Genomic DNA, 26,501 nt, shown 5'->3' with positions numbered 1-26,501 from the left:
TGCCCGCTTCTGACCATAACCACCCCTGATCAAGGTTCGGACATCAACATGACCCAAGCGAGTGCACTGAAACAGCGCGACATCCTGGTGACCAGCGCCCTGCCCTATGCCAACGGGCCCATTCACCTGGGGCACCTGCTGGAGTATATCCAGACCGACATTTGGGTCCGTTACCAGAAGCTTCGCGGTCAGAACTGCCATTACGTCTGCGCTGATGACGCCCATGGCACAGCCATTATGCTCCGGGCAGAGCGGGAAGGCATTACCTCAGAAGCCCTGATTGCCCGGATCAACCAGGAGCACCAGCAGGACTTCAGCGGTTTCCACATTCGATTCGACAACTATTACTCCACCCATTCTCAGGAAAACCGGACGTTTTCCGAGTACATCTATCGGCAACTCCAGGAAAACGGCCATATTGCGACCCGTAAGATCACCCAGTCTTTCGACCCTGAAAAAAACATGTTCCTGGCTGATCGGTTTATCAAGGGCACCTGCCCCAAGTGTAAAACCGAAGACCAGTATGGCGATAACTGCGAAGCCTGTGGCGCAACCTACACGCCTGCTGAGCTGATCAGCCCCCGGTCGGCTGTCTCAGGCGCCACGCCCATCGAAAAAGAGTCTGAACATTACTTTTTCCGGTTGCCCGAATTTTCTGACTTCCTGAAGCAGTGGACCCGCAGCGGTACTCTCCAGCCCCAGGTTGCCAACAAACTGGCCGAGTGGCTGGATGCCGGGTTGCAGGAGTGGGACATCAGCCGCGATGCGCCCTATTTCGGGTTTGAGATACCCGACGCACCAGGCAAGTATTTCTATGTCTGGCTGGACGCCCCCATCGGCTACCTGGCCAGTTTCAAGAACCTGTGCGACCGGGAGGGCATCGATTTCGATCATTTCTGGAATGCGGATTCCACCGCAGAGGTCTACCATTTCATCGGCAAGGACATTATCAACTTCCATGCCCTGTTCTGGCCGGCCATGCTCCACAGTGCGGGCTTTCGCACGCCAACTGCCGTCTACGCCCATGGCTTTGTGACCGTCAACGGTAAGAAGATGTCCAAGTCCCGCGGCACTTTCATCATGGCACGAACCTACCTGGACCACCTGGACCCCGAGTATCTGCGATATTACTTTGCCGCCAAGCTGACCGGCAGTGTCGACGATATGGACCTCAACCTTGAGGATTTCGCCCTGCGGGTGAATGCGGACCTGGTGGGCAAAGTGGTCAATATTGCCAGCCGTTGTGCCGGCTTCATTACCAAGAAATTTGATGGCCGGCTGGGGTCCGTAACCGAGGCTGAAAAGCTGGCGGCTTTTGTATCCGCGGGGGACGAGATTGCGCAATTCTATGAGACCCGGGAATTCGGTCGTGCCATGCGCCGGATCATGGAGCTGGCGGACGTAGCCAACCAGTACGTCAACGACGAGCAGCCCTGGGTTGTGGCCAAGGAAGACGGAGGCGAAGAGAAACTGCAGGCGATCTGCACCAATGCCCTGAACATGTTCTATCTCTTGATGACGTACCTGGCGCCGGTATTACCGAAAACCGCAGAAGCATCCGAAGAGTTCCTGAGAGCGGCTCTGGACTGGAACAACCGCAACCAGCGTCTTGAAAACCACGAAATCAACCGGTTCAAGCCACTGATGAGCCGGGTGGACATGAAGCAGATCGAAACCATGCTTGAGGCCTCCAAGGATGAAATGTTAGCCGCTACCGGCGCCACACCGGCGAAACCCGGGGATTCGGCGCCTGCCCATGAGCCTGTGGCAGAGGAAATCGAGTTCGGGGATTTCGCCAAGGTGGATCTGCGAGTCGCGGAAATCGTGAAAGCCGAACATGTGGAAGGTGCCGACAAGCTGCTGCGACTGACCCTCAACATCGGAGAAGACCAGCGCAATGTCTTTGCCGGCATCAAATCAGCCTATTCCCCTGAACAGCTTCAGGGCCGGCTGACCGTTATGGTCGCCAATCTCAAGCCTCGGAAGATGAAGTTCGGCATGTCCGAGGGTATGGTTCTTGCGGCCGGGCCGGGGGGCAAGGATATATTCATCCTGTCCCCGGACTCAGGGGCGACCCCTGGCATGCGGATAATGTAGATGGGGAGAGGCAAGTAGCATGTCCGAATACCTGCTGATACTGGTCAGTACCATTCTGGTGAACAATTTTGTCCTGGTTCAGTTCCTCGGGCTTTGCCCGTTCATGGGGGTTTCCGGAAAACTTGAAACCGCCATGGGCATGTCACTGGCTACCACCTTCGTACTGACCCTGGCGTCCGTATGCAGCTACCTTGCCTATACCTATCTTCTGGAGCCGCTCGGCCTGGCTTTCCTGAAGACCATAACGTTTATCCTGGTGATCGCCGTGGTGGTGCAGTTCACTGAAATGGTGGTCCGCAAGACAAGTCCCTTGCTGTACCGTGTGCTGGGCATCTTCCTTCCGTTAATCACGACCAATTGTGCGGTCCTCGGCGTCGCGCTCCTGAACCTGAACAGAAACAATAACTTTGTGGAATCTGTGCTCTATGGCCTGGGGGCCGCTGGCGGCTTCTCCCTGGTGCTGATTCTTTTCGCGGCCATGCGCGAGCGCATCGCGGTATCCGATGTGCCGGTTGCCTTTCGGGGCGCGGCCATCGGGATGGTCACCGCTGGGCTTATGTCACTGGCCTTTATGGGCTTTACTGGCCTGGTGAGCGTGTAGCCATGATGGTCAATGAGCAGCGACTCCCCTGCGCACCCTTTGCCCTGTCAGACATTGAGGTAATCGCCTGATGTGGACCGGCTTTCTTGTTGCTATTGCTGTCCTGGTGGCACTTGCCATCGTTTTCGGTGCCCTGCTTGGGTATGCGGCCGAACGCTTTCGTGTTGAGGGCAACCCACTGGTGGAAGAAATCGACTCGCTGCTGCCCCAGACCCAGTGTGGCCAGTGCGGTTTCCCGGGGTGTCGCCCTTACGCTGAGTCGATCGCCGATGGGGATGCCATCAACAAATGCCCCCCTGGTGGCGAGGGCACCATCAAGGCCCTTGCCGACCTGCTGGACATTGAGCCCCAGCCACTTGATGCAGAGCATGGCATTGAGCAGGACACCCGGGTCGCTGTCATCCGGGAGGATGAATGCATCGGTTGCACGAAATGCATCCAGGCGTGTCCGGTGGACGCTATCCTTGGCGCGGCGAAACACATGCATACCGTAATCCAGAGCGAATGCACCGGCTGTGACCTCTGCGTCGAGCCCTGCCCTGTTGACTGTATCGACATGGTCACTGTCGAGCCCGACATTCGTAGCTGGACCTGGAGCCCACCCCGATCGGCAATCATTGCCACTGACAGGGATACGGTGGGCGCATGACGAAGCTGTGGGATTTTAACGGCGGGGTACACCCTCTCCCCAACAAGCATCAGTCCACTTCAGCACCAATCCAGCAGGCGGGTCTGCCTGACCAGCTTGTTTTGCCCCTGCAGCAGCATGTCGGTTCGCCCGCAGAAACCCGGGTGCAACCGGGAGACCGGGTACTGAAAGGCGACTGTCTGGCCGATGCCCTAGGTTCAATGGGTGTGCCGTTGCATGCGCCCACCTCCGGCGTGATTGAGTCAGTTCTCAAGATGCCCGTGCCCCACCCCTCAGGCCTTCTGGACTGGTGTATTGTACTGATACCCGACGGTGAAGATGCCTGGACGGAACGACACCCGATGACCGATTACCGAAGTCGCGAGATTTCACAGGTGCTGGCACGCGTGCGCGATCTGGGCATTGTCGGCCTTGGCGGGGCTGGCTTTCCCACCAGTGTAAAATTGCGGTCGCCCGGTGATAAAAAGGTCATGACCCTTGTATTGAATGGCGCAGAATGTGAGCCCTACATCACCGCTGATGACATGTTGATGCGAGAAAGAGCGGCAGAGGTGGTCGAAGGGGCGCAAATCATGGCCTGGCTTCTAAAGCCCGAACGCTGCGTGATTGGTATTGAAGACAACAAACCCGAAGCCATTGCAGCTTTACAGGATGCGGTCGGCGACTCGGGCATTGAGATTGCTGTCATCCCGACCAAATACCCGTCCGGCGGCGAAAAACAGCTCATCCACATTCTTACCGGGCTGGAAGTTCCCTATAACGGCATTCCTGCCGATGTCGGCGTGGTTTGTCAGAACGTGGGTACGGCCCTCGCGGTATCCCGGGCTGTGCTTCACGGCGAACCCTTGCTCAGCCGCATCACGACGCTGACGGGCCAGGCACTGGCGCAGCCGGCAAACTATGAAGTGCTGCTGGGAACCCCTATCAGCCATCTGCTGGCCCGGGCTCGTCTGAACCCGAACCGACTGGAACGCCTGATCATGGGCGGGCCAATGATGGGTTTCACACTCCAGACTGACAGCGTGCCCGTGGTGAAAACAACCAATTGCGTTATTGCTGCCGCTCCCGGTGAGCTTGATGAGCCGCCGCCGGAACAACCCTGCATTCGCTGCGGGGCCTGTGCTGAAGTATGCCCGATGGAGCTTTTGCCACAGCAATTGTTCTGGTACGCCCGGTCCGAGGAGTTCGACAAGGCAGAGCACCTGAACCTGTTCGATTGCATTGAGTGCGGTGCCTGCTCCTATGTTTGCCCGAGCAGTATCCCGCTGGTCCAATACTATCGCTTTGCCAAAGGTGAAATCCGCACCCAACGAATCGAGCAGCTCAAATCGGATCAGGCCCGCGAGCGTTTCGAAGCACGCCAGGCCCGGCTTGAGCGGGAGCAAGCGGAAAAGGAGGCCCGCAAGAGGGAGCGGGCTCAGGCGGCAGCCAAAGCCCAGGCCAGAAAAGCCGAAAAGCCGGATCAGGGCCAGCCATCTAAAGACGACCGTCAAGCCAAGGCTGCAGCTGTACAGGCAGCGCTGGCCCGAAAAAGACAGGAAACACCGGCTGGGGCCGCCAGCTCTGAAGAACCGGCCCCAAAATCTTCTGGTGAACCCGACCTGAAAAGCCTCAGACTCCAGCTGGCCCAGGCTCAGGAAAAGCTGGCCACCATGGAGGCCATGCTGACCGAGGCCAGGTCCGCAGAGACAGACAACAGGGAAAAGCTTGAGCGCGCGGTGACCAAAAACCAGGACCGGGTCGCACGGGCACAGGTTGCATTCGACCGGGCCCAGGCTGAGTCAGCCGAGGCCGCAAACCATCATGATTAATTCCAGCAGGGCCAGCAGTTCATGGCGTTAACACAACAGACCTCTCCCCATGCCCGCCAGGCTCGCAGCACATCACAACTAATGCTTTGGGTCATTGTATTGACAATGCCGGGGCTGCTGGCACAGACCCTGTTCTTTGGCTGGGGCAATCTGATCAACGTTCTTTGGTGTATCGCCCTGGCGATTGGCGCCGAAGCCGCGGTGCTACGACTACGGGAGCGACCGATCAAGTCAGTCCTGAAGGATAATACGGCTGCTGTGACCGGGCTCCTGCTGGGGCTGGCGCTGCCGCCACTGGCTCCCTGGTGGGTGTCTGCCATTGCGGTAATTTCAGCCATCGTCATGGCTAAACAGCTTTACGGCGGACTCGGAGCCAACCCCTTCAACCCCGCCATGGTCGGTTACGCCCTGGCCCTGATCTCGTTTCCCGTGGCCATGACCACCAACTGGGCCGCACCCATGGGTCTTGCCAGCGCGCCGGGCTTTACTGAGACCATGGGGATCATTTTTCCGGGCCAGCAGACCACCATTGACGCTTACACCATGGCCACTCCGCTGGACGTCTACAAACACGATATAACGACCCGCATGTCGGCCGAGGTCACCGGGCACCCGACCTTCGGAGACGGCATTGCCAGGGGCTGGGAATGGGTAAACGCAGCCTTTCTGGCGGGTGGGCTCGGATTGGTGTTTCTGAGAATCATCAGCTGGCATATTCCCGTGAGCCTGCTCGCGGCCCTGGTCTTCATGAGCCTGGCTTTCGGCACCAATCCTGACCAGTACACGCCACTATCGCTCCACCTGTTCGCCGGCGCCACCATGCTTGGAGCCTTCTTTATAGCCACCGACCCGGTCTCCGCTGCCACCAGTCATCAGGGCAAACTGATCTACGGCGCCGGCATTGGCATCATCCTCTATATCATCCGCACCTGGGGCAGCTACCCGGATGCCCTGGCGTTCGCGGTTCTGTTGATGAACTTTGCCGTGCCTTTTATTGACCATTACACGCCCCCCCGTACTTATGGCCATAAAAAGCCGAGGCGTGGTCTGGCAAGCCGCACGGAGGCTCGTTAAATGGCACCGATCGGAGAGTCCATCCTGCGAAGCGCAATCGGCCTCGGGCTTTTTGCCACCATCACCGCTGGCACCATTGCAGCTACGCAGGTGCTGACCGAGGATCGGATAGACCAGCAGGTTCGCAAGGCCGAGGCGTCGGCGCTGTACGAAATCATTCCGGAGCAGACACACGACAATGATCTGATTTCAACCACCGTGCCGCTGACGCCGCACCCATTGCTTGGAATCAGAGAGCCAGCCCAGGCCTGGATAGCGCGAAACGATGGTTATCCGGTAGGTGTCATTCTTCCGGTAGTTGCCCGGAATGGTTACTCCGGCGATATCCGGCTTCTGGTTGGCATAGACCCGGATGGTGAAGTGCTTGGGGTCCGGGTAACCAGCCACCGGGAGACTCCTGGCCTGGGAGATAAAGTGGAACTGCGTAAGTCTGACTGGATCCGGTCCTTCGAAGGCAAGGCCCTGGGCAGACCTGAGGTTGACCGTTGGCGCGTTGCCAAAGACGGCGGCAGCTTTGACCAGTTTACTGGCGCCACCATCACACCCAGGGCCGTGGTAGGCGCTGTGCGCGACGCCCTGCTCTATTTTAGGGATCATCGCCAGCAACTATTGGGCGAACCAGCCAGTGCAACAAAACAGGAGCCAGGGCAGTGACCACAAAGACCAGCCGCGAAATTATCAGAGATGGGCTCTGGAGCAACAACCCGGCGCTGGTGCAGGTGCTTGGGTTATGCCCGCTGTTGGCGGTAACCAGCACGGTCGTTAACGCCATCGGCCTGGGACTGGCTACCCTCATGGTACTCTTGGGGTCAAATCTGGCTGTATCGCTGATCCGCAACTTCGTCAGTGACTCGGTTCGCCTGCCAGCTTTTGTCATGATCATTGCTTCACTGGTGACATGCGCCGAACTCCTGATGCAGGCGTTCACCTACGAGCTCTACCAGATTCTGGGAATCTTCATACCCCTTATCGTGACCAACTGCGCGATCCTGGGGCGGGCAGACGCATTTGCTTCCAAAAATCGTCCTGGCGCAGCCGCCCTGGACGGCTTCATGATGGGCCTTGGCTTTCTGGTGGTGCTTGTGGTCCTTGGGGGGCTCAGGGAAATGGTCGGTCAGGGCACCCTGTTCGCCAATATGGAGCTGTTGCTCGGTCCCATGGCCCGTGACTGGCAACTTGGGCCGGTCCAGGGCTATCCGGATGTTCTCTTCATGGTCCTGCCTCCGGGAGCTTTTGTAGGTCTTGGACTTCTTATCGCGCTCAAAAACAGTATCGACAACCGCATTGCCCAAAGGCGACTTCTGGTCACGGACCAGGCCGCTATCCCGGGCAGTAAGAGGGTCAGAGTAACCGGCCAGGTTTCCCAGGAGTCGGCATGAACAGGGACAAACGAACCCAGATTTTTGAACGCTTGCGCGCGGCTAACCCCACACCAACCACAGAACTGGTGTATTCGTCGCCGTTTGAGCTGCTGATCGCTGTCATCTTATCCGCTCAGGCGACAGACGTTGGCGTTAACAAAGCCACCGCGAAGCTGTTTCCCGTGGCCAATACACCGGAGTCCATTCTTGCCCTGGGCGTCGACGGACTCAAGGAGTACATAAAAACGATCGGGCTTTATAACAGCAAGGCCGAAAACGTCATCAAGACCTGCCGCAAGCTGGTGGAAGAGCATGACAGCGAAGTGCCGGACAATCGTGAAGCTCTTGAAGCCCTGCCCGGGGTTGGACGCAAAACTGCCAATGTGGTGTTGAACACGGCTTTTGGCCAGTCGGCCATGGCTGTCGACACCCACATTTTCCGCGTAGCCAATCGCACAGGCATTGCTCCCGGCAAGAATGTGCTAGAGGTAGAGAAGCGCCTGATGCGGTTAGTGCCCCGGGAATTTCTTCAGGATGCCCATCACTGGCTGATTCTCCACGGTCGCTACACTTGCGTGGCACGCAAGCCCCGTTGCGGCATATGCATCATTGAAGACCTATGTGAATTCAAACAGAAGCGGGACTATCAGGACTGACCTATCTCCCTTAAGACCAGTCTCTCCGAGACTTTCAAAGGCGGGACAGCAGCGCCCGAGAGCGCTGCTGTTGGCTGATTAACGCCGGCCGAGCATGTCCTGCTTTAGGTCTTTCTGGGCTGGCTCGTCAGATAGCCAGATCCCAAACAGGGCTTTCTTGAATTCCATGCCTCCGATGACGCCGCGCTCTTCATCATTCTTGTACACATGAACACCGGAGTCAGGCTGATAGACGAGCTCGAAGACATCCCCTTCCTTGATTTCTTCTTCAAAGACCTTCATGAACTCATCGATTTCGTCCTGAATAGGGGCCATATTGTCATCAGTTGAGGCTTCAAAACCTTCCAAGGTGGCAGAGGTCATACGGTCACTTGTGATCATTCCCGAAATAATGTGCAGGGTTATTGCCTGATGCTCATCAGCTGCAATGATGCGTCCAGCGTCCGCGCTGGTTTCCGGGACATAAAGTCCTCCCACGTAGAGGTCCATGAACCACTTGGAGCGGACACCGGCTCCGTTAAGCTTGAGTTCAGTCCCATCAGTCGACATGGTTTCCGGGAGGTCTACACCTTCAATGTTGAGCGCGTTTGCTGGCACACTCATGACTGCCAGCAGCAGCGTGGAGGTAATCGTTGCAAGGGCCTTGTTCATCGTCCATTCCTTTTCAGTCATTATTATTTGTCGAGTGGGCTTCTTCATGAGCTCACTTCCGTCTACCCGCGATCGACATCATGTACCACGCCAGGCAGGCTGATTTTAGCAGGCAGGCCTCTTGCCCAATATTACTTAGTTCTCATTTGCTGACGCCAAAAAAAGCCCGGGCAGCCCTGGCCGCCCGACCTTTGATTCCTCTCGAAAGCCTTTGAGATAGCTTATTTGAAGAGCATGGTGCCAGACAGGCCCTCTTTTTCAAGGATTTCCCGGAGGCGACGAAGTGCCTCAACCTGAATCTGCCTTACCCGCTCACGGGTCAGTCCGATTTCCTGGCCGACCTCCTCCAGAGTACTGGTCTGGTAACCACGCAGGCCAAACCGGCGCGACAGGACCTCTTGCTGCTTGTCGCTGAGCTGATCAAGCCAGTTGGCGATGCAGCCTCGCATATTATTGTCCTGAAGCAGATCGGCAGGGTCGGAAGCGGCTTCATCGGCGACCGTATCGAGTAAGGACTTCTCGCCATTGGCGCCGATGGGCGTATCCATTGACGCCACCCGTTCGTTAAGACCCAGCATGCGCTTAACGTCAGCTACAGGCTTGTCTACCATGTGGGCTATTTCTTCAGCCGACGGCTCGTGATCAAGCTTCTGCGTCAGCTCGCGGGCAGCCCGTAGATACAGGTTCAGTTCCTTTACCACATGAATGGGCAAGCGGATGGTCCGCGTCTGGTTCATGATCGCGCGTTCAATGGTCTGACGGATCCACCAGGTGGCATAGGTTGAAAAACGAAAGCCCCTTTCCGGGTCAAACTTCTCGACTGCCCGAATGAGACCCAGGTTGCCTTCCTCTATCAGGTCGAGCAAGGTCAGGCCCCGGTTTACATAGCGCCGAGCGATTTTCACCACCAGCCGAAGGTTGCTCTCAATCATTCGCTTGCGACCGGATTCTTCGCCTTTGCGGGCGAGACGGGCGAAGTAAACTTCCTCTTCGGGAGTCAGGAGGGGAGAAAAACCAATTTCGTTGAGGTAAAGCTGGGTGGCATCCAGTTGTTTCTGGTTGCCAAAGTAGCGGCCGGTGCCTCTTGCGGGTAAATCGTCTTTTCCGGATCCTTCATCCGCAACCGGAGTATCGATTTCCCCAGTTACGCTGGTCAAGGTTTCATCATCTGAATCTTCTACATCTGCGACACGATCAACAATAATATCTTCATGCTCTGCTGACATAACTTGCCCCGCCTTTCAATGACCCTGTTTTATCGTTCACTGGTTTTTATTATCGTGAACGCCTGCTGACTATTATTCGAATTTTCCTTTCAGGACATCTACTTTTAATACAATACCTTATCCGACAATTTAAATTCATTTTATAAGTTTGTCGTTCTTACCAGTCGCTCGGCCTCACCTTGGCGGAAGGTATGGAAGTGGGTCAACCGGATTGCCATTTCGACGAATCTCGAAATGTAATTTGTTCCTGTCTGACCCGCTGCTCCCCAACTCCGCAATGGTCTGCCCTGCTCTTACCTCCTCTCCCTCTTTTACAAGAATTTTCCTGTTGTGAGCATAAGCGCTTAGAAAATGCTCATTATGATTAACGATAATGAGGTTACCGTATCCGAGCAAGCCGCTTCCGGCGTAAACCACATTCCCTGCGGCTGATGCCTTGACCGGGTCACCTGCGTTACCCGCTATATCAATGCCCTTGTTGACTTTACCTGATGTAGAGAAACCTGCAATTACGGTGCCAACGTGTGGCCACTGCCAGACTACACCAGAGACAGTCTGGGCCTGTTTTGCCAATGGCGCTCCCGCAACCGGTGCCTTTTCCACTTTCGGAGCTGCTTGGGGACGGGGGGCGGGGGCGGTTTTCTGGCTCGGTGGCGGCGCTTTTGCCGTTGGCGTCGGAGATGCCCTGCCACTGCTGGCCTGGGTAACCTTGCCCCGGAGATCAAGTCGGAGAACCTGCCCTGACTTCACACTGTAAGGCGGCGACATATTGTTGGCATTGCCCAGTTCACGGTAATCACGGCCATACCGCCAGGCTATGCTGTATAGGCTTTCCCCCGGTTTGACCACATGCCGGCCCCAGTAAACGGGTGGGTTGTAGGCATCGTCCTGGTAAATAGCGGAGGTATTGCAGCCGGTAAGAGAGAGCGCAAGGATAAAAACAAGACCAACGCGGATGCGGGGCCATTTGCCGACATCGAGCCAAAAGCCAATGCGCGCTCTTGCCCCGGAGCGAGACACGCGTGAAGTCTCGATGCCTAAGACGCCATACAGGAAAGACACAAGTATAAATATCGCCTTTTATATTTCTAATTCGTATTAAAAATAGTGCAAACTATAAAGTAATTGCGATAACTCGCTAATTTATTGCACATTTTACGTGCGAAACCAAGTTACCTTTGCACCACATGTGTTACCTCTGGAAACGCCCTTCATGACATAAAAGTAACACTAAGCAGCAAACCACTAGGCTGCTGATCCCCGCTCGGCGCCAAAACGCCCTGCCAGCCACTCAATCCCAAATACCAGTCCAAAGCCCAGCACCGCTGCCGCAATGGCCGGGTATATATCGGCACTGGCTCCTGTGAGCTCCGCGAAATGCTGAGGTGAGGTGTTGACCTGGTGCAGCGCCACTTCTTTGCCGGCACTGTCAAGGCGCCAGGTTACCGTCTCCTTCCAGGGCCAGACCTTATTCAGGGCGCCTACCATCACGCCGGTCAGCAAAGCCAGGACCCAGTCGTGGAACCTGCGCACAGCCCAGGTAAGCGCCCGGGCAATAGATAGCAGCCCCAGGGCACACCCCGCCCCAAAAACAAGCAGCTTTACCATTTCGAACTGTTTTATAGCATCAAGCACTGGCGCGTAAAGCCCCATGATGACCAATATGAAGCTGCCGGAGATGCCGGGCAATATCATCGCGCAAATCGCTATAGCCCCTGCGCCGAACAGCACTAACAACGTGGGCTCTGTACTTACCGGAGACAAGGTTGTAATCCACCAGGCCAGCGCTGCCCCCAGCACGGCCGCAAAAAGCAGTACCGCTCGGGGACGAACCACTTCCCGGGCCACGTGCCAGACTGAGGCGGTTATGAGGCCGAAGAAAAAGCTCCAGAGAGGGACCGGGTAGGTTTCAAGAGCATGGCTGATGATCGCCGCCAGTGACGCAATACTGAACAGAATGCCGAACAGTAATGTGACTAGAAAGCTCGCATCGGACCGTTGCCAGAACGCTTTGAGGTGGCCCCGGCAGAGTTCACGCCAGAAAACCTCCGGAAAGCGACTGATTGCCTCGAGTAAACGGAAGTAGATACCAGTGATGAAGGCGATCGTGCCACCGGACACGCCGGGCACGATATCGGCAGCCCCCATGGCCATGCCCCGAAAAAAGACGCCAATCAATCGCTGGGATGGCGCTACAGGGGTAATCGCTGCTTCCGGGTTTGAGGCCTGTGATGCAGAATGACTCATCTGACGACCCCTGCAAGTAAAGGCACAAAACGTACGGGCTCGATTTCAGTCACAACAAAGCTGTCGCCTTTTCGGACCGCCTGTGTCAGTACCTGGGCTTCTTCTCCAACCGGAGCTACAATGACACCCCCCTCGGACAGCTGCATCATCAGCTCCCGGGGCAGTTGCTTGGGAGCGGCGGTGACCATGATGCCGTCGAATGGCCCCTTGTCTGGCCAGCCCACCCCGCCATCGGCATGCCGCAACATGACATTGCGCAGACCCAGTGTGCGCAGCCGCTCTCTGGCCCTGTCTTGCAGTGCCTTGATGCGCTCTACGCTATATACGTCCTTGACCAGCCGGGCAAGGATGGCAGTCTGGTAGCCCGACCCTGTACCCAGTTCCAGCACTGACTGAGGTGCATGCCGCATGAGCACTTCCGTCATTTTGGCCACAATATATGGCTGGGAAAGCGTCTGGCTGTGGCCTATGGGCAGCGATGTGTCTTCGTAGGCCCGATGTGCAAGAGCCTCGTCGAGAAAAATATGGCGCGGCAGCTCTTCCATGGTGGCGAGGACGCGTTCGTCGGTAATGCCGGCCTGCCGCAGACGCTGAATCAGCCGGGCCCGGGTCCGCCGTGAAGTCATCCCGATACCCTGAAGTTCGGCACTCATCCGTTCACCTCGTCCAGCCACTCCCGCAATGAAGACAGGGCCTCATGCCGCGTCATGTCAACGTGGACCGGCGTAATGGACACGTAGTTTTCCCGAACCGCGTGAAAGTCGGTACCGGGCCCGGCATCATGACCTTCGCCAGGCGCACCAATCCAGTAGCGTTCCTTGCCCCGCGGACAGGTCATTGGAACCGCACCCTCGGCCCGGTCCCGATGGCCAAGCCGGGTGACCCGGAAACCCGCCAGCTCATGCCAGGGCACGTCAGGCACATTCACGTTGAGGATACAGCGTGGGCCCAGCGAAACCGGAGCGTCCCGTTCCAGCATCATGCGGACGACACGGGCGGCAGTCTCGTAATGGAAGTGACCCTGGTTTACCAGTGAAACGGCTATTGCAGGCAGGCCGAGATTGCGCCCCTCGGTCGCCGCCGCGACTGTGCCCGAATAGATCACATCGTCACCCAGATTGGCGTGGGTGTTGATACCGGAAATCACCCGATCAAACGGTTCATGGTAAAGCCCGTTCACCGCCAGGTGGACACAATCACTGGGGGTGCCATCCACGGAGCGAAAACCGTTCGGATGACTGTCAACCGTCAGGGGCCGGTTCAGTGTGAGCGCGTTACTCGCGCCACTGTGGTCCCGGTCGGGTGCAACCACATCCAGCGACCCAAGACCCTGAAGGCCATCGAATAACGCCTTCAGACCCGGGGAGTAAACCCCATCATCATTAGATAGCAAAATTCTCACAGTCATCTCCGCTAGCCTGCCCGGCAATTGAATGCGTGCCCCGGGTCTGGTCTTTTGCAGGGTCTAATATGCCCTGTTTCGTTTTATTCCGCGATATTGTGTGATGCCTGTGCCGCATCGGTCAGCTCGAAGACGTCATCCAGCAGAACCGTAGCAAACTGCCCGGGACTCAAGCCGAACATCAGCCGCAGATCGCCGGCGCCTTCCCACTGCCAACTCAAGCCGACCGGACAGAGCACAAGTGACCGTCGTTCGGGTTTCATGCGGGTCTGGGAAAACACCGCTTCCAACCTTGGGTGGCGCGTCACCAGCTCTCGCTCCAGGGACCCTTGCTCGGCATCGGCACGGGTGCCACCATCGCCCCATAAAGGGCCAGTGACTGCACCGGCTTCCGGCTCACCGTTCATTGCTTCAGTCCAGGTGCCATCGGCTACCCGCGCCGCAAGTACTTCGTTGAAGAGCCAGGATCTCGCAGCTGAGAAGTACAGTCCCTGCAATCGGTTGCGGCCCCTTTGCCGGCCGGGCTTCATGCGACACGCCTGTTCGAGGTTGTTGCCATGCCAGCCAAAACGCTGGCTGCCGAAATAATTCGGGCAACCCACCTCTGCAATAAGAGCCAACCGCGCATTAATCTGTTCGGGCTCGCCTTCGACCTCAGTCAGAAGAAGATTGAAATGGTTGGCCTGATGTTCGCCCCGTCGCAGCTTACGGGTGAAACGACAGGCGTCCAGAAGGGACCAGCGGGCCCGGACTGCGGCCAGAAAGTCAGCGTCCGAGTCCATCATGCCGGGACGCGAGACACTGAACCACTGCCGGGTGACCGCGTGGCGGTCCTTGAGACCGCAGAAGCCGATGTCGTGGGGCTGGCAGCCTGCAAGCCCTGCCAGTTCTCGCGCTACGTAGTCGGTATTATCCCCCCGCTTCTCAAGCCGTACACAAAGATGCTCCCCCTGTCCGGGCAACGGCTCGCCCTCCAACAGTGCTTGTACATCAACAGGCACTGACGGGAACCCGGCAAGACCCAGAGCTTCATCGACAAGGAAATGCTCTGGCTGAGCCCGCAGGACGGCTTTTGCAATCCGGCCTCCCTGGCCAGACGGCCAACTCAGCCGCCACTGCTGGCCGTTCACGACTCACGCTCAAGCAGGCAGACTGCCTGGCAGGCGATGCCTTCGCCCCGGCCGGTGAACCCCAGACGCTCTGTCGTCGTGGCCTTGATGCCAACCTGATCCGGCCCCACCTGGAGGTCAGCCGCAATGTTGCTCCTCATCACTGCCAGATGGGGAGCCATTTTAGGAGCCTGGGCGATGATTGTGGTGTCAACATTACCGACCCTGAAGCCTGCTTCGTGAACCCGGGCGACTACAAGGCGCAGGAGAACCCGGCTGTCGGCTCCTGCCCACTCTTCACTGGTGTCAGGAAAGAAATGGCCAATATCACCAAGCGCGAGGGCGCCGAGTAAGGCATCGGCCAGGGCATGCAACAGGACATCCCCATCCGAATGGGCTTTTAGCCCTCGATGGTGGGCTATGGCCTCGCCTCCCAGGGTGATGTGATCGCCGTCGCCGAACTCATGAACGTCGAAGCCCTGTCCGATTCGGATAGTCATCTTATGGGTCACCTGTAATGCCGTTGCCGCTATCGATACGGCCAAGAATGAATTCAGCCAATGCCAGATCTTCAGGCACAGTAACCTTGATGTTGTCCGCTCGGCCTTCGACCAGGCGCGGCCTGAAGCCACAGTGTTCAACCGCTGAAGCCTCATCCGTTATAACAAGCCCGGCATGCTCAGCTTTAGCCAGAGCATCACGCAGAACACCGTAGCGGAACATTTGTGGAGTGAGGGCGCGCCATATGCCGTCGCGCTCAACAGTTTCAACGACGGTTTGCCCCGGCCCCATACGTTTCAGGGTATCGGCCATGGGGCAAGCCAGAAGGCCACCGACGGGGTGACCCTGCAGTTCCTTTCGAAGACGCTTCAGATCATCAGGATGCAAACACGGCCTGGCCACGTCGTGGACCAGGACCCAGTCATCCGAAGCCGCGCGGGAGTCCAGTGCCCGCAGGGCCGCCATGACAGAATCACTACGCTGGGCGCCGCCCTGTATAGTCCGGATCCGGTCATCGGAGGCACTGTCCGTATGGGGCCACCAGTGATCCTCCCCATGCAGCGACACGATACGGCCATCAAACTCGGCAGCAGCCAGCAAACGGGTCAGGGTAATATCAAGCAGATAACGGTTTTGGAGGCGGAGGTACTGTTTCGGCCGATCGGCCTTCATGCGCTGGCCTATGCCCGCTGCGGGAACCACGAGCCAGAAGCGTGTGTTGCTCATCAGTTTGTCACGATAGATTAAGGATTCAGGGGTCGACCACCAGGAAGAAGGTTTCGCCTTCAGCAATCAAACCCAGGTTGATGCGTGCGCGCTCTTCGATAGCGCCCTCGCCACTGCGAAGATTGCGTACCTCGGCGTACAGCCTCTCGTTGCGAACCCCAAGCTCGGCATTCTCCGCCCGCTGGGTCGCAATCGTGTCTTCCAGGCTCCAGACTTGCGCAAAGCTGCCTTCCCCGGCCCACAGGCGAACCTGCAGCAGGAGAACCAGCACAACCATGACGGCCCACAGCCACTTCATTGCACGCTTCCTTGTCTCATCTGAACGGCAGACGCTATAAAGCCCAAGAGGATACCGTAATCCCTGCTGCTCGGCGATACCCCTGGAAGTCTAGTCCAGATAAGTCACGTCTGCGACCGTGGCGGCCTGGTCAGAATCTTGGCCGGCATGGCGAGCTTCAGCCCTGGCCCTTGATTTCAGCCAGCCCCCGGTAAGGTGCCTTGCCAGCCAGCGCCTCTTCAATGCGAAGCAGCTGGTTGTACTTGGCAACCCGGTCAGAGCGGCACAGTGAGCCGGTCTTGATCTGGCCGGCGCAGGTGGCCACGGCGAGGTCTGCAATCGTGGTATCTTCGGTTTCACCGGAACGATGGGAAATGACCGCCGTAAAGCCGGCATCCTGTGCCATTTTGATGGCGTTCAGGGTCTCGGTCAGGCTGCCAATCTGGTTGAACTTGATCAGAATCGAGTTGGCGATACCGTTATCAATACCACGCTTCAGGATCTGGGTGTTGGTCACAAAAAGGTCATCTCCGACCAACTGAACCTTGTCACCAATTTTCCTGGTCAGGGTCGCCCATCCGTCCCAGTCACTCTCGTCCATGCCATCCTCAATGGAGACAATGGGGAAACGCTCGGTCAATCCGGCCAGGTAATCGGCAAATTCTTCAGCGCTGAACTTCTTACCCTCGCCTGCCAGGTCGTACTGACCATCTTTATAGAACTCTGATGCGGCACAGTCGAGTGCCAGCGTGATGTCCTTGCCCAGGGTATAGCCGGCGTTCTCCACCGCTTCCTGAATCACCGCCAAGGCCGCTTCGTTTGAAGGCAGGTCTGGCGCAAATCCGCCCTCATCCCCTACCGCAGTGCTCAGCCCTTTGGCTTTCAATACTTTCTTGAGGTGATGAAAGATTTCGGCGCCGATCTGCAGCGCTTCGGCGAAAGACCGGGCGGAAACGGGCTGAATCATGAATTCCTGGATATCGACATTGTTATCCGCGTGCTCACCCCCGTTAAGGATGTTCATCATCGGCACCGGCATGGAGAACTTACCGGATGTGCCGTTCAGGTCAGCAATGTGCTCATACAGGGGCTTGCCAAGTGATATTGCCGCCGCTTTGGCAGCCGCCAGTGAAACCGCCAGGATGGCGTTGGCACCAAGATTGGCCTTGTTTTCAGTACCGTCCAGATCAATCATGACCTGGTCCACTCCGCGCTGATCCGCCGCGTCGTGACCAGCCAACGCCTCGCGGATCCGGGTGTTGATCGCTTCAACCGCTTTTTTCACGCCTTTGCCCAGATACCGTGACGCATCCTGGTCCCTAAGCTCCAGAGCTTCCCTTGAGCCGGTAGACGCGCCCGAGGGGGCACACGCACGCCCGAGCGTGCCGTCTTCCAGAATCACATCCGCTTCCACCGTGGGGTTTCCGCGGGAATCCAGCACTTCACGGGCTTTGATGTCGGCAATCTTGGTCATCCTTTCAACTCTCCAAAGCTATCAGTGAACACAAAAGAATTATCCGGCAACCCTGTGTCACCGGAAAAGATCATCAGGCGGTATCGATGGGCGGGAAGCCCTTGATTAGCTCATCCAGGGCTTTCATCTGGGCGAGGAATGGCTCCAACTGGCTGAGCCTCAAAGCACAGGGGCCATCGCACTTGGCGCTGTCCGGGTCCGGATGAGCTTCCAGGAAAAGGCCTGCGATACCCTGCGACAAGCCGGCCCGCGCCAGATCCGCCACCTGGGCCCGGCGTCCACCCGCCGAATCGGCGCGACCACCCGGCATCTGCAGGGCATGGGTAACATCAAAAAAGACCGGACAGCCGAAAGACTTCATAATGCCGAAGCCCAGCATATCGACCACCAGGTTGTTGTAACCAAAACTACTGCCACGCTCGCAGAGAATGACCCGGTCGTTACCCGCCTCTTCGCATTTACGGATGATGTGCTTCATTTCCTGGGGCGCCAGGAACTGCGCTTTCTTGATGTTAATGACAGCGCCGGTTTCGGCCATGGCAACCACCAGGTCAGTCTGGCGGCTCAGAAACGCCGGTAGTTGGATAATGTCACACACCTCGGCGGCAGGTGCTGCCTGCCATGGTTCATGGACATCAGAAATGACGGGTACGCCGAAATGCGACTTTATGTCCTGAAGCAGTTGCAGCCCCTTTTCCAGGCCCGGACCGCGAAACGAAGTAATCGATGAGCGGTTGGCCTTGTCGAAGGAGGCCTTGAATACGAACGGAATGCCCAGCTTGCGGGTTACCTCCAGATAACTCTCGGCCACCTCGAACGCCAGCTCCCGGGATTCAAGCACATTCATGCCCCCAAAAAGCACAAAGGGGCGGTCATTGGCCATGCTCAGATCAGCGACGGTGACAGTTTGCTGTGCCATGGTACTGTGGTCCTTTGCTGGAAAACCGGTCAGAAACTAAAACGCCGACACGGTAGCAGCCGAGTCGGCGTCTGTAAGCCTAGCTCGCCTTATGATAGGCGATGGCTGCCTCCATGAAGCCCTTGAACAAGGGATGGCCATCACGGGGGGTGGATGTAAACTCAGGATGGAACTGGCAGGCCACAAACCAGGGGTGATCCGGCACCTCGACCACTTCCACCAGGGCGGCGTCCATTGAGCGACCAGCCACCCGGAGTCCGGCTTTTTCGAGCTGAGGCAGGAAATGGTTGTTTACCTCGTATCGATGCCTGTGACGTTCCCGAATAACCTGTTTGCCGTAACAGGCAGCGATGGTTGATCCTTCTGTCAGTCGGCAGTCCTGGGCGCCCAGGCGCATGGTGCCGCCAAGATCGGACTCACCGCTACGTCGCTCAAGCTCGCCACTGGCATTTAGCCACTCGGTAATCAGGCCTACGACCGGGGTCGGCGAATGGGGGCGGAACTCGGTGCTGTGAGCGTCCTTCAGATTTGCCATATGGCGGGCATACTCGATAACAGCCACTTGCATGCCAAGACAGATGCCCAGATAGGGAACCCGGTTTTCACGGGCGTACTGCACCGTCCGGATCTTGCCTTCGACACCTCGCTCACCAAAGCCGCCGGGAACCAGTATTGCGTCAGCGCTGGCGAGTACGTCGACGCCATCGCGCTCGATGTCTTCTGAATCGATGTAGTTGATCTTGACCTTGGTACGGGTCTTGATGCCGGCATGAAGCAAGGATTCAATCAGAGACTTATAGGCATCCAGCAGTTCCATGTACTTGCCGACCATGGCGATAGTCACTTCCTGCTCCGGATGCAGTTGCGCCTCGACCACTGCATCCCACTCGCTCAGATCCGCAGGCCCGACGTCCAGGTTAAACCGCTCGATGATGATCTGATCCAGACCAAACCCATGCAGCATGCGGGGAATTTCATAGATTGAGCGGGCGTCCTGCAAAGGGATGACGGCACGCTCTTCCACGTTGGTAAACAGGGCTATCTTACGCCGTGAGCCGATGTCCACTTCGTGCTCTGAACGGCATAAAAGAATGTCCGGCTGCAGACCGATGGATCGCATCTCTTTTACGGAATGTTGGGTTGGCTTGGTTTTCACCTCGCCGGCGGTGGCAATGTAAGGTACCAGCGTCAGGTGCATGAACAGAGCCCGCTGGGGACCAACCTCCACCTTCAGCTGTCGGGTTGCCTCAAGGAAGGGTTGCGACTCGATGTCACCGACCGTGCCACCGATTTCAACCAGGGCGACATCAGCACCGGCTGCTCCTTCCACAACCCGCCGCTTGATTTCGTCGGTTATATGGGGAATGACCTGCACTGTCCCTCCGAGGTAGTCACCGCGACGTTCCTTGCGGATGACCTCTTCATAGACCCGGCCGCTGGTGAAGTTATTACGTCGGGTCATGGGTGTGCGGATGAAACGCTCGTAGTGCCCCAGGTCCAGGTCGGTCTCTGCGCCATCTTCGGTGACGAACACTTCCCCATGCTGGAACGGACTCATGGTGCCCGGATCAACGTTTATATAGGGGTCCAGCTTGAGAATGGTGACCTTCAGGCCGCGTGCCTCCAGGATCGCTGCCAGTGAGGCCGAAGCGATACCTTTCCCCAATGAAGACACAACACCGCCGGTGACGAAAATATAACGCGTCATGCAGATTCCGTATGATTTATCTGATTCGGTGAAGAGAGGGAGATTGTCATCTCAAGATGGGACGCCAGACTACCAGAAGCGGCCTACCTTCTCAATTAAAATCCCGCTCCCAGACAATCCGCCAGCCACTGGCCGGGGCTGGCCCGGCGTAACGTTCAGACACCCATAAATTACCTACCGCAACCAGCTCGCCGCCTTCCCACACCAGCCCAAGGCAGGCCCTCTGCCACGGCGCGACACCTTTTTCCTGGAGCCATTTCTTTAACGGCCTGGACCGGCCACCGGGGCGCTCACGGATGCGTTCACCACCCTGCCGCTGGTCTACCTGAAGCCTAGGGGGTGGCCCGGGGTCCGGCTCGGGTTCCAACCGAACCGTCAGCTCACCCCAGGGAACAGGTTGGGAGGGCGTCAGTGTGCGGCCGGAATCAGGCAGTTGGCTAGGGTCAGGCACCAATACCAGGCGGGACTGGAAACGGTCAATACTGTAGCCGGCGCCCTGTATCCGAGGCGCACCATCGGGCCTGGCCTCAATCAACTGCATCACAGCATTATTCCAATGCCGCATCGACGGCACAGGAAATCCCTGCGAACCAACCCACCAGCGTAGCAGGTTCTTGCGCTCAGCCATGCTGAGCCGCGAAAACCGTGAGAGGTCCAATCCTCCCCGGGGGTGAGCACACTGCTCCAACTGGATCTCCGCCAGCCGGTCGGCAAGGCTGGCCTGTTCGCGACAGTACCTTGCCGAGGCAGCGAAGCGAACCAGTAGGTTGGGCCAGCGTGCCTTCAGCACCGGCATTACCTCGTGGCGCAGGAAATTCCGGTCGAACGTCCGGTCCGAGTTGCTAGGGTCGTCGACCCAGTCAATTCCCGCCTGCACGGCCCAGCATTCAAGCTCGGCTCGACCAAATTCCAGTAGTGGACGGTGAAGCTGGCCCAGGCCCAGAACTCTTGTCTTGGGCATGCCCCCCAGTCCGGCTAGGCCTGAGCCCCGAATTAGACGGAACAGCACCGTCTCGGCCTGATCATCACTGTGGTGAGCCATTAAAAGCACATCACGGCGCTGAAGAAGAGTTTCAAACACACGATAGCGGGCGTTTCGGGCGGCCGCCTCCAGGCCTGCCCGGCTTTCCGCAAGGGCCAGGTCGACCGGCTCAATTACCAACGGAACGTCCAGCTGGTCGCAGATTTCCCGGCAGTGCCGTTCGGTCGCGGCAGCGTTAGTCTGAAGCTGATGGTTGATGTGGATGGCATGGACGCTCGGGCCTTCATTACGGCCGGAAAAAAGGTCGTGCGCCAGATGCAGCAAAAGCGTGGAATCCAGGCCGCCACTGAAGGCGACCCACAGACGGTAGGCAGGCGGCAGATCCGAGAAAGCGCTGACCAGGGCTTGGGGCCAGCGCTCGTTCCCTGGGCGGGCGTTACCGCCCTGTGTCATAACGGGTCAGGCGTTCGTAACGACGCGCGACCAGATCTTCAGTGGACAGTTGCGTCAGCTCATCCAGCCCCGCGACCAGGTGGGTCCGGAGCGCCTCGGCAATGCCTTCAGGATTGCGGTGGGCGCCGCCAAGGGGCTCTGAGACAATCTTGTCAGTAAGCCCCAGTGACTTGAGGCGACTGGCCGTAACACCCATGGCGTCGGCAGCCTGGGCAGCGTAGTCGGCGCTTTTCCAGAGAATTGAGGCGCAGCCCTCTGGCGAGATTACCGCATAAGTTGCGTACTGCAGCATGTAAAGGTGGTCGCAGACACCGATAGCCAGGGCTCCACCCGATCCGCCTTCGCCGATAACGGTAGAGATGATCGGCGTTTTCAGCCGGGACATCACGGCCAGGTTGAAGGCAATGGCCTCACTCTGACCCCGCTCCTCAGCTCCAATACCCGGGTAGGCACCGGGAGTATCAATAAAAGTGAGGATCGGCATTTTAAAGCGCTCGGCCATTTCCATCAGGCGCAAGGCCTTCCGGTAGCCTTCAGGACGCGGCATGCCGAAGTTACGCCGCACCTTGTCCCGCACTTCACGTCCCTTTTGGTGCCCAATGATCATCACCGGCCTATCGTCAAGACGGGCCGTGCCTCCGACGATCGACAGGTCGTCTGCGTACCGCCGGTCGCCGTGTAGCTCGTCGAAGTCGTCGAACATCAGATCGATGTAGTCCTGGGTATAAGGCCTTCTCGGGTGCCTGGCGAGGCGGGAGATATCCCACGGCGCCAGATCCGAGAAAATGCTCTCTGTCAGACTCACGCTCTTGTTCTTGAGCCGGCTGATCTCATCGGTAATATTGATGTCGGTGTCGTTACCCACCATACGGAGCTCTTCGATTTTCGCTTCCAGGTCGGCAATCGGCTGTTCGAAATCAAGATAATTAGGGTTCATGATCATCCATAAGTGTATACGGAGCGGGTACCGTGACCCGGCTCATTCGAATTTGCCCAAAAATAGCAGGGGCCGCTCACAGGCAAAAGCGGACCTTGGTATAAGTCTGCCAGGACCGCGCTGATAGGGGCCATTCCCTAATCATAGACCAGTTCTACTGCTTGGTCGCCCACCAGATACTTTAGCTCCATTAAAAGGGTGTCGTCAGGCTGAACTCGCCAGCTTTCCCCTAACTGGATCCGCGTTGATGCCCCTTCGCCCTTATAGTTGATCCAGACCGGGCTGCCATCACAACGGAACGGCCGCAGGGTATCGTCGAGCTTCTGTAACAGGCCATTCTGTAACTGGTCTGCACAAAGATCCAGTTGCAGGCCGCGGCTGAATCGTTGCCGGGCCGAGCCCACGTCCATCACATCACTGACGCGCATCTTCATCTGGCCCGAGTAATCATCGTGACTGACCTGGCCTTCCACTACCAGTACCTGGTCGGATTGCAGCAGGTCTCGCTTCTCGTGAAACAACTCCGAGAACAACGTTGCCTCAATGCGAGCGCTACGGTCGTCCAGGGTGATAAAGCTGATGGTCTGGCCGGATTTCGTTTTCATGGATCGCTGGGCGATGACCAGGCCAGCAACCCGCTGGGGCGTACGCGACGGTTTGAGGTCCTGTATGGAGGAGCGCACAAAGCGTCGCACCTCACGTTCGTATTCATCGAAAGGGTGCCCGGTTAGATAGAGGCCGAGGGTGTCTTTCTCCCCTTTCAGCCTGGCTTTTTCAGGCCATTCACGAATACCTGCCACATCCGCAAACAGATCGACACCGTCGCCGCCCTCGAGCATCTCGCCAAACATGTCGACCATGCCTGCGGTTTCGTTGCGGGACTGCTGGTCAGCCTGTTGAATGGCCTTGTCAATACTCGCCATGATGTGAGCCCGGCCAGGGCCAAGCTTGTCCATGGCGCCCGAGCGCACCAGGGCTTCCATGGCGCGCTTGTTGACTTTCTTGATATCGACCCGACGGCAGAAATCAAACAGGTCCTTGAAGGGCCCACCATCGGCACGACCCTCAACAATGCTCTGAATGGGGCCCTCGCCCAGGCCTTTAATGGCCCCGAGACCGTAGACGATTTCGCCCTCGTCATTGACCGTGAAGGTATACTCTGAGGTACTGACGTCAGGAAGCACCAGTGCCAGCTTAAGGTTCCGGCACTCCTCTACCAGGGTTACCACCTTGTCGGTATTCTGCATATCCGCGGTCAGAACCGCCGCCATGAATTCAGCGGTGTAGTGGGCTTTCAGCCACAAGGTCTGGTAGGACACCAGGGCGTAGGCGGCCGAGTGAGACTTGTTGAAGCCGTAGCCCGCAAACTTCTCCACCAGATCAAAAATGTTTTCCGCCAGTGTTTCGCTGATATTGTTATTTTTGCAGCCTTCGATAAAGATGGCTTTCTGCTTCTCCATCTCCTCGGCTTTCTTCTTGCCCATGGCTCGTCGCAGCAGATCGGCACCACCCAGGCTGAAGCCGGCCATGACCTGAGCGATCTGCATGACCTGTTCCTGGTACAGGATGATGCCGTAGGTGGGCTCAAGTACCGGCTTTAGGCCTTCATACTGGAAATCCGTATGGGGATAGGCCACCGGTTGGCGACCATGCTTACGATCGATAAAATCGTCCACCATTCCCGACTGCAGAGGGCCAGGCCGGAACAGGGCCACCAGGGCGATCATATCTTCCAGGCAGTCCGGTTGCAGGCGGCGAATCAGGTCCTTCATGCCCCGGGATTCAAGCTGGAAGACGGCAGTGGTCTCCGCTTTTTTAAGCATTTCGAAGGACTTGGCGTCTACCAGTGGAATCTCGGTAATGTCCAGGGCAGGCTCGCCACGCTGGACTCGCCTGGGATTGATCATGCCCAGAGCCCAGTCGATGATGGTCAGGGTCCGCAGGCCCAGGAAGTCGAACTTGACCAGCCCTGCTTCTTCTACGTCGTTCTTGTCGAACTGTGTGACCAGACTGCCGCCTTCGTCGTCACAGTAGAGCGGGGAGAAATCGGTGATCCGGGTCGGTGCGATCACCACCCCGCCGGCGTGTTTACCGGCATTACGGCAGATGCCTTCGAGCTTGAGGGCCATTTCCCATATTTCCTGGGCTTCCTCATCCTGCTCCAGAAACTCCCGCAGCGGCTGCTCCTGTTCCACCGCTTTTTCCAGCGTCATGCCCACTTCGAAGGGAATCATTTTGGAAAGCCGGTCAGCAAGGCCATAGGACTTGCCCTGGACCCGGGCCACATCGCGGACAACGGCCTTGGCGGCCATGGTGCCGAAGGTGATGATCTGGGAAACCGCTTCGCGGCCGTATTTCTCTGCCACGTAAGCAATGACCCGGTCCCGGCCTTCCATGCAGAAGTCGACGTCGAAGTCAGGCATGGAAACCCGCTCAGGGTTCAGGAAGCGCTCAAACAGCAGATCGTATTCCAAAGGGTCAAGATCGGTGATTTCCTGACAGTAGGCGACCAGCGAACCCGCACCTGAACCCCGGCCGGGGCCGACCGGTACACCGTTGTTCTTAGCCCACTTGATAAAATCCATAACGATCAGGAAGTAGCCCGGAAATCCCATCTGGGTAATGATGTTGAGCTCGAAGTTCAGGCGGGTGTAATAGGCCTCGCGCTTCTTGTCGTATTCCGGGTCGGACTTGCTCAGGGTCTTGGCCAGACGGGCCTCAAGCCCCTCTTCCGAGACCTTGCGGAAGAACTCGTCCATGGTCATGCCGTCGGGAATCGGATACTTGGGCAGGAAATACTCACCCATCCGCACCTTCACGTTGCAGCGCCGTGCAATCTCAACGGTGTTTTCTACGGCCTCGGGAATATCCGCAAACAACTCCACCATCTCTTCAGTGCTGCGCAGATACTGCTGGTCGCTGAACCGGCGGTCGCGCCTCGGATCATCCAGGGTGCGACTCTCGCCAATACACACACGGGCCTCATGAGCCTCGAAATCTTCCTGATGAATAAAGTGAACATCATTGGTGGCTACCACCGGGCAGCCCAACTCGTCCGCCAGGGCAACGCTTGCGTGCAAGCATTCTTCGTCATTGGCACGGCCGGTGCGCTGGAGCTCCAGGTAATAGCAGTCGGGATAGAGCTTCATCCAGGACTGCGCCCGGGTCCTGGCCAGGTCCGGCTTGCCGCCTAACAGCGCCTTACCTACGTCACCGAGCTTGGCACCGGACAGCATGATGATCCCCGCCACGCGCTCTTCCAGCCATTGTTTGCGGGCGATGGGCTTGCCATAACGCTGGCCCTCGGTGTAACCAAGGGAAATGATCTCGGTCAGGTGTTTATAGCCGTCATTGTCCTTGGCAAACAAGGTCACCCGGAACGGATTTTCCGGCTCTTCCGGATTTTCCAGCCAGATATCTGCACCGATCACCGGCTTGATACCCGCGCCCATGGCACCTTTATAGAAACGGACCAGCGAGCACATATTGGACTGTTCCGTAAGGCCCACCGCAGGCATGCCCAGTTCTGCCACACGGCTGACCAGGGGCTTTACCCGAACAAGGCCGTCGACCAGGGAGTATTCGGAGTGAACGCGCAGGTGTACGAAGGTGTGGGGCATAACGTCTTGTATTTCCGGTT

Annotated in this window: 24 protein-coding genes; 8 read left to right on the top strand and 16 right to left on the bottom strand. The window is 57.6% G+C overall.

All coding sequences use genetic code 11. From position 1 onward, the window contains the following. The first annotated feature begins 48 nt into the window (after positions 1-48). The 8 genes from metG to nth all read left to right on the top strand — a co-directional run bounded on the left by metG (position 49) and on the right by nth (position 8,249). A complete protein-coding gene (gene metG, locus G7W63_RS02285) occupies positions 49-2,097 on the top strand; it encodes a methionine--tRNA ligase (RefSeq protein ID WP_166252546.1) in 2,049 nt (682 codons plus the stop codon). 19 nt (positions 2,098-2,116) lie between these two features. Further along, on the top strand, positions 2,117-2,698 hold the full coding sequence (gene rsxA, locus G7W63_RS02280; RefSeq protein ID WP_166252543.1) for an electron transport complex subunit RsxA: 582 nt from the start codon (positions 2,117-2,119) through the stop codon (positions 2,696-2,698). A 70-nt stretch (positions 2,699-2,768) separates the two neighbouring features. Continuing rightward, on the top strand, positions 2,769-3,347 hold the full coding sequence (gene rsxB, locus G7W63_RS02275) for an electron transport complex subunit RsxB (protein WP_166252540.1): 579 nt from the start codon (positions 2,769-2,771) through the stop codon (positions 3,345-3,347). After that, positions 3,344-5,158 carry an electron transport complex subunit RsxC gene (gene rsxC / locus G7W63_RS02270; RefSeq protein WP_166252537.1) on the top strand — a complete coding sequence of 605 codons (1,815 nt, stop codon included), beginning with the start codon at positions 3,344-3,346 and terminating at the stop codon, positions 5,156-5,158. The genes rsxB and rsxC overlap by 4 nt, the downstream gene beginning before the upstream one ends. Positions 5,159-5,179: 21 nt before the next feature. Continuing rightward, positions 5,180-6,232 carry an electron transport complex subunit RsxD gene (gene rsxD, locus G7W63_RS02265; RefSeq protein WP_166252534.1) on the top strand — a complete coding sequence of 351 codons (1,053 nt, stop codon included), beginning with the start codon at positions 5,180-5,182 and terminating at the stop codon, positions 6,230-6,232. Beyond that, positions 6,233-6,886: an electron transport complex subunit RsxG gene (rsxG, locus tag G7W63_RS02260; protein ID WP_166252531.1), complete on the top strand. Its 654-nt coding sequence runs from the start codon at positions 6,233-6,235 to the stop codon at positions 6,884-6,886. It abuts the gene before it with no gap. Continuing rightward, complete coding sequence (locus G7W63_RS02255) at positions 6,883-7,611, top strand: electron transport complex subunit E (protein WP_166252528.1); 729 nt, start codon at positions 6,883-6,885, stop codon at positions 7,609-7,611. Before rsxG ends, G7W63_RS02255 begins: the two co-directional genes overlap by 4 nt. Further along, positions 7,608-8,249, top strand: coding sequence for an endonuclease III (gene nth, locus G7W63_RS02250; RefSeq protein ID WP_166252525.1), 642 nt, complete (start codon positions 7,608-7,610; stop codon positions 8,247-8,249). The genes G7W63_RS02255 and nth overlap by 4 nt, the downstream gene beginning before the upstream one ends. 78 nt (positions 8,250-8,327) lie before the next feature. On the opposite strand, the gene G7W63_RS02245 is transcribed toward nth, so the two are convergent. The 16 genes from G7W63_RS02245 to dnaE all read right to left on the bottom strand — a co-directional run bounded on the left by G7W63_RS02245 (position 8,328) and on the right by dnaE (position 26,481). Then, positions 8,328-8,900, bottom strand: coding sequence for a chalcone isomerase family protein (locus G7W63_RS02245; RefSeq protein ID WP_166252522.1), 573 nt, complete (start codon positions 8,898-8,900; stop codon positions 8,328-8,330). A gap of 221 nt (positions 8,901-9,121) precedes the next feature. Next, on the bottom strand, positions 9,122-10,126 hold the full coding sequence (gene rpoS / locus G7W63_RS02240; RefSeq protein WP_166252519.1) for an RNA polymerase sigma factor RpoS: 1,005 nt from the start codon (positions 10,124-10,126) through the stop codon (positions 9,122-9,124). 174 nt (positions 10,127-10,300) lie between these two features. Then, a complete protein-coding gene (locus G7W63_RS02235) occupies positions 10,301-11,083 on the bottom strand; it encodes a peptidoglycan DD-metalloendopeptidase family protein (RefSeq protein ID WP_166252650.1) in 783 nt (260 codons plus the stop codon). 288 nt (positions 11,084-11,371) lie between these two features. Beyond that, positions 11,372-12,280, bottom strand: coding sequence for a DUF368 domain-containing protein (locus tag G7W63_RS02230; RefSeq protein WP_341273675.1), 909 nt, complete (start codon positions 12,278-12,280; stop codon positions 11,372-11,374). Between the two features lie 89 nt (positions 12,281-12,369). After that, complete coding sequence (locus tag G7W63_RS02225; RefSeq protein ID WP_166252516.1) at positions 12,370-13,026, bottom strand: protein-L-isoaspartate(D-aspartate) O-methyltransferase; 657 nt, start codon at positions 13,024-13,026, stop codon at positions 12,370-12,372. After that, on the bottom strand, positions 13,023-13,775 hold the full coding sequence (gene surE / locus G7W63_RS02220; protein ID WP_166252513.1) for a 5'/3'-nucleotidase SurE: 753 nt from the start codon (positions 13,773-13,775) through the stop codon (positions 13,023-13,025). Before surE ends, G7W63_RS02225 begins: the two co-directional genes overlap by 4 nt. Before the next feature lie 83 nt (positions 13,776-13,858). Further along, on the bottom strand, positions 13,859-14,905 hold the full coding sequence (truD, locus tag G7W63_RS02215; protein ID WP_166252510.1) for a tRNA pseudouridine(13) synthase TruD: 1,047 nt from the start codon (positions 14,903-14,905) through the stop codon (positions 13,859-13,861). Further along, positions 14,902-15,378: a 2-C-methyl-D-erythritol 2,4-cyclodiphosphate synthase gene (gene ispF, locus G7W63_RS02210; protein WP_166252644.1), complete on the bottom strand. Its 477-nt coding sequence runs from the start codon at positions 15,376-15,378 to the stop codon at positions 14,902-14,904. The genes truD and ispF overlap by 4 nt, the downstream gene beginning before the upstream one ends. A gap of 7 nt (positions 15,379-15,385) precedes the next feature. Beyond that, positions 15,386-16,111: a 2-C-methyl-D-erythritol 4-phosphate cytidylyltransferase gene (ispD, locus tag G7W63_RS02205; protein WP_166252507.1), complete on the bottom strand. Its 726-nt coding sequence runs from the start codon at positions 16,109-16,111 to the stop codon at positions 15,386-15,388. A gap of 25 nt (positions 16,112-16,136) precedes the next feature. Then, positions 16,137-16,409, bottom strand: coding sequence for a septum formation initiator family protein (locus tag G7W63_RS02200; RefSeq protein ID WP_166252504.1), 273 nt, complete (start codon positions 16,407-16,409; stop codon positions 16,137-16,139). Positions 16,410-16,566: 157 nt separating this feature from the next. Continuing rightward, positions 16,567-17,862: a phosphopyruvate hydratase gene (eno, locus tag G7W63_RS02195; protein ID WP_166252501.1), complete on the bottom strand. Its 1,296-nt coding sequence runs from the start codon at positions 17,860-17,862 to the stop codon at positions 16,567-16,569. 73 nt (positions 17,863-17,935) lie between these two features. Then, positions 17,936-18,781, bottom strand: a complete 846-nt coding sequence (gene kdsA / locus G7W63_RS02190) for a 3-deoxy-8-phosphooctulonate synthase (protein ID WP_166252498.1) — start codon at positions 18,779-18,781, stop codon at positions 17,936-17,938. A 79-nt stretch (positions 18,782-18,860) separates the two neighbouring features. Further along, on the bottom strand, positions 18,861-20,489 hold the full coding sequence (locus G7W63_RS02185; RefSeq protein ID WP_166252495.1) for a CTP synthase: 1,629 nt from the start codon (positions 20,487-20,489) through the stop codon (positions 18,861-18,863). Between the two features lie 91 nt (positions 20,490-20,580). Next, positions 20,581-21,924 (bottom strand): tRNA lysidine(34) synthetase TilS, encoded by a 1,344-nt coding sequence (gene tilS / locus G7W63_RS02180; RefSeq protein ID WP_166252492.1) that lies wholly within the window; start codon positions 21,922-21,924, stop codon positions 20,581-20,583. Next, positions 21,908-22,861 (bottom strand): acetyl-CoA carboxylase carboxyl transferase subunit alpha, encoded by a 954-nt coding sequence (accA, locus tag G7W63_RS02175; protein ID WP_166252489.1) that lies wholly within the window; start codon positions 22,859-22,861, stop codon positions 21,908-21,910. The genes tilS and accA overlap by 17 nt, the downstream gene beginning before the upstream one ends. Positions 22,862-22,998: 137 nt before the next feature. After that, positions 22,999-26,481, bottom strand: coding sequence for a DNA polymerase III subunit alpha (dnaE, locus tag G7W63_RS02170; protein WP_166252641.1), 3,483 nt, complete (start codon positions 26,479-26,481; stop codon positions 22,999-23,001). Positions 26,482-26,501 lie beyond the last annotated feature (20 nt).

Source organism: Marinobacter salicampi, assembly GCF_011074795.1.
In the GTDB taxonomy this organism is placed as follows: domain Bacteria; phylum Pseudomonadota; class Gammaproteobacteria; order Pseudomonadales; family Oleiphilaceae; genus Marinobacter; species Marinobacter salicampi.
Note: the sequence above shows the minus strand (reverse complement) of the source record. Positions and strands in the feature narration are given on the sequence as shown.